Source organism: Leisingera sp. F5, from assembly GCF_001593695.1.
Genome location: NZ_LUKH01000214.1, coordinates 1 through 3687, shown reverse-complemented (window position 1 = coordinate 3687; position 3687 = coordinate 1). Strand labels below are relative to the sequence as shown.

Below are 3687 nucleotides of genomic sequence, written 5' to 3'. Positions count from 1 at the left end.
AAACCAAAGAGCGGTCCTTGCGCTCGCTGGTGAGGAAGCCCTTTTGCTCCATGATTTTAAGAACCGTTGCTACCGAGGTATAGGCGCGTTCCTGTGCCTTGTTCAGTTCGGCCAGGATATCGCGCACGGTGCCGCCGCCCATGTCCCAGACGGCGGTCATGAACTCCAGCTCCACTTCGGTGAGCAGGGAATGGTCGTGTTTCTTGCGCATTGCCTCGGCTGTCCGGCTCATTTGTTGGTTCCAGTCATGCTAGGGGAAGGGGGCTCCCATGAAAACTATTTTTTTAAGAGACGCGCAGCGGCTGAGGCCGGGGGTGTCAAATTGTGCGCTTCCGCGCGCTCTTATTCTGTGTTCTGAGACGTGACGTACCGGCCTTGGGGGCGGGGCTTGGCGTATCCGTTGGTGTTTTGGCTGAGAAGGCCTTGAAGGGCAGGTTTGCCTTCAAGGCCTGTCCCGATTGTGTTTGGGTTTCGCGCGTCAATGGCAAGCCGCCTGCGGCGGGGCCTTCGGCCCCCTTGACCCGCAGGGGCAGTATCAGAACTGACCCGCAGGGGCCGTCAGACCTTCCAGAAGCAGAAGACGCCCCAGGCGATTGCCAGTCCCAACGGCCACCAAAGCGGCATTCCCACCAGGCCCAGCCAGGCCAGGAAGATGTAGGAGGTGCCCAAGAGGCTGATGAACAGCCGGTCGCCGCGGGTGGTTGTGAGGCCGAGCACCCCCTTGCGGGCGGCGCCGCCGGGGTGGCGGATTTCCACGGCGATCAGCACGCCGATGGCGCTGAAGATGCCGATGAACAGCAGGGCTGTGGGCCAGGTCCAGGCCATCCATGAAAACATTACACCCTCCCCATCGCGAAACCCTTCGCGATGTAGTTGCGGACAAACCAGATCACGATGGCGCCCGGAATGATTGTCAGAGTTCCCGCAGCCGCCAAAAGGCCAAGTTCATAGCCCGCAGAGGACGCGGTTTTGGTCATGGTGGCGGCAATCGGTTTTGCGGCGACGGCGGTCAGGGTCTTGGCCAGCAGCAGTTCCACCCAGGAGAACATGAAGCAGAAGAAGGCTGCCACCCCCACGCCCGCCTTGATCGACGGGATGAAGATCGTGGCAAAGAAGCGCGGGAAGGAATAGCCGTCGACAAAGGCCGTCTCGTCCAGTTCTTTCGGAATGCCGCCCATGAAGCCTTCAAGGATCCAGACCGCAAGCGGGATGTTGAACAGGCAGTGCGCTAGAGCTACCGCCAGGTGGGTGTCGAACAGCCCCACCGCGGAATAGAGCTGGAAGAACGGCAGCGCAAACACCGCGGCCGGCGCCATCCGGTTGGTCAGCAGCCAGAAGAACAGCTGCTTGTCGCCCAGGAACCGGTAACGGCTGAAAGCATAGGCCGCAGGCAGGGCAACCGCGATGGAGATCACCGTGTTGATCGACACATAGGCAATCGAGTTTATGTATCCCCAGTACCAGCTGGGATCGGTGAAGATGGTCGCGTAATTCTCCAGCGTGAAGGTCTGCGGGAACAGCGAGAAGCCCGACAGGATTTCGTTTGTGGTCTTGAAGCTCATCGCTACCAGCCAATAGATCGGCAGCATGAGGAACAGGATATAGATAATGGGGACGATGGATCGTTTCTGCATGTTCCCCTCCCTTTAGTTCAGATCGTCCTTGGTCATCAGCGTGTAGAACAGCCAGGAGACCAGGAGCGTGATTGCGAAATAGATGAGCGACATGGCGGCGGCAGGGCCGAGATCGAACTGGCCAAGCGCGATTTTCACCAAGTCGATGGACAGCAGCGTGGTGGAGTTGCCGGGGCCGCCGCCGGTGAGCACGAAAGGCTCGGTGTAGATGTTGAAGCTGTCCATGAAGCGCAACAGGATGGCGATGGTCAGCACCGTCTTCATCTTCGGCAGCTGGATGAACCGGAATACCGCCCAGTTGGAGGCTCCGTCGATCTTGGCCGCCTGATAATAGGCGTCAGGGATCGACACCAGGCCGGCATAGCTCAGCAGCACCACCAGCGAGGTCCAGTGCCAGACATCCATGGTGACAATCGTCACCCAGGCCGCAACCGGATCCTGCGTCATGTCATAGTTGATGCCCAGCGTGTGGTTCAGAAAATAGCCCAGCAGGCCGATGTCGGGCAGGGTGAAGATGTTCCACATCGCGCCCACCACGTTCCACGGGATCAGCATCGGCAACGCCATCAGCACCAGGCACACCGGCACCCAGAAGCCGCTGCGCGGCATCGACAGGGCAATGGCGATGCCCAGCGGCACCTCGATGATCAGGATCAGGAAGGTGAACATGAACTGGCGGCCAAGGGCTGCGTGGAACCGGTCCGAGCGCAGGATCTGCTGGAACCAGTCCAGCCCCTGCCAGAAGAACACATTGTCGCCAAAGGTTTCCTGCACCGAGTAGTTGACCACCGTCATCATCGGAATCAGCGCGTTGAAGGCGACCAGCAGCAGCACCGGCAGCACAAAGAACCAGGCTTTCTGGTTTTCGGTTTTCATCAGGCTGCTCCTTGTTCGTCTGCAGCGGGGGAGGTGGCAAGCCAGCCATCCACGTAAAGCCGGGTCATGTCCTGGCGGAAGGCGAGGTGCACGGCGCTGCCCTTGGCCGGGGCGTTGGCTTCGACAACGGCATTGACGCGCTGGCCGCCGGTCTCGCATTCCACCACCGTATGGCGGCCCACGTCGGAAACTTTGGTGACCGTGGCGGGCAGGCCGTGGTCCGCCAGCGCGACAAATTCCGGACGGATGCCGATTTCAGTCTTGCCGTTTGCAGCACCCTGAATGGGGCCTTCCAGCGCAACAGCCTGGCCCGCAAACATCGCAGTACCCTGCTGCAGCTCACAGGGCAGGATGTTCATCCCCGGAGAGCCGATGAAATGGCCGACAAACGTATGGGCGGGGCGTTCGAACAGCTCCACCGGCGTGCCGATCTGGACCACCTCGCCCAGCTCCATCACCACCACCTGATCGGCGAATGTCAGCGCCTCGGTCTGGTCGTGGGTGACGTAGATCATCGTCGCCTTCACCCGCTGGTGCAGTTCTTTCAGCTTGGAACGCAGCTTCCACTTCAGGTGCGGGTCGATCACGGTGAGGGGTTCGTCGAACATCACCACGTTGACGTCCTCGCGCACCAGCCCGCGGCCCATTGAGATCTTCTGCTTGTTGTCCGGTGACAGGCCGGCGGCCTTCTGATCCAGCATCTCGGTGACTTCCAGCATTTCGGCAATTGCCATCACGCGTTCGTGCACTGTTGCCTCGTCCCGGCCGCGGTTGCGCAGCGGGAAGGCCAGATTGTCGTAGACCGTCATGGTGTCGTAGATCACCGGGAACTGGAACACCTGGGCAATGTTGCGCTGGTCCGGCGGCAGGGCGGTCACGTCGTTTCCGTCAAACAGGATCTGACCCTCGGAGGGCACCAACAGCCCCGAGATGATGTTGAGCAAGGTGGATTTGCCGCAGCCCGAAGGACCCAGCAGCGCATAGGCGCCGCCATCGTTCCAATCCAGATCGATTTCCTTCAGCGCGTAGTCCGAGTCGGATTTTGGCGCTGACAGATAGCTGTGGCGCAGTTTTGAGAGTGTTATTTTAGCCATTGATGCCTCACGCCGCGCGGCTGCCGTCAGGGGCAAAGAAGTATGCCTGCGCGGGGTCCATGTAAAAGTCGTGCGCCTCACCC

The 3687-nt window shown here is 60.4% G+C and carries 5 protein-coding genes; all 5 read right to left on the bottom strand.

What is annotated here, in order from left to right; genetic code table 11:
- Nucleotides 1–232: BlaI/MecI/CopY family transcriptional regulator (locus A2I95_RS27575; protein ID WP_291735053.1), on the bottom strand; the 232-nt coding region annotated here is incomplete at its 3' end.
- Nucleotides 233–558: 326 nt separating this feature from the next.
- Nucleotides 559–837, bottom strand: a complete 279-nt coding sequence (locus tag A2I95_RS27570; protein ID WP_027259960.1) for a DUF2160 domain-containing protein — start codon at nucleotides 835–837, stop codon at nucleotides 559–561.
- Nucleotides 837–1634 (bottom strand): carbohydrate ABC transporter permease, encoded by a 798-nt coding sequence (locus A2I95_RS27565; protein WP_027259959.1) that lies wholly within the window; start codon nucleotides 1632–1634, stop codon nucleotides 837–839. The genes A2I95_RS27570 and A2I95_RS27565 overlap by 1 nt, the downstream gene beginning before the upstream one ends.
- A gap of 12 nt (nucleotides 1635–1646) precedes the next feature.
- The gene (locus tag A2I95_RS27560) at nucleotides 1647–2510 is read right to left on the bottom strand and encodes a carbohydrate ABC transporter permease (RefSeq protein ID WP_291735048.1); all 864 of its coding nucleotides are present in this window, start codon (nucleotides 2508–2510) and stop codon (nucleotides 1647–1649) included.
- Nucleotides 2510–3604: an ABC transporter ATP-binding protein gene (locus A2I95_RS27555; RefSeq protein WP_291735047.1), complete on the bottom strand. Its 1095-nt coding sequence runs from the start codon at nucleotides 3602–3604 to the stop codon at nucleotides 2510–2512. The genes A2I95_RS27560 and A2I95_RS27555 overlap by 1 nt, the downstream gene beginning before the upstream one ends.
- Nucleotides 3605–3687 lie beyond the last annotated feature (83 nt).

Excerpts from the sequence above, each read along its gene's own strand:
- A2I95_RS27565 (WP_027259959.1), bottom strand. The coding sequence starts at position 1,634 with ATGCAGAAACGATCCATCGTCCCCATTATCTATATCCTGTTCCTCATG.
- A2I95_RS27570 (WP_027259960.1), bottom strand. The coding sequence starts at position 837 with ATGTTTTCATGGATGGCCTGGACCTGGCCCACAGCCCTGCTGTTCATC.
- A2I95_RS27555 (WP_291735047.1), bottom strand. The coding sequence starts at position 3,604 with ATGGCTAAAATAACACTCTCAAAACTGCGCCACAGCTATCTGTCAGCG.
- A2I95_RS27560 (WP_291735048.1), bottom strand. The coding sequence starts at position 2,510 with ATGAAAACCGAAAACCAGAAAGCCTGGTTCTTTGTGCTGCCGGTGCTG.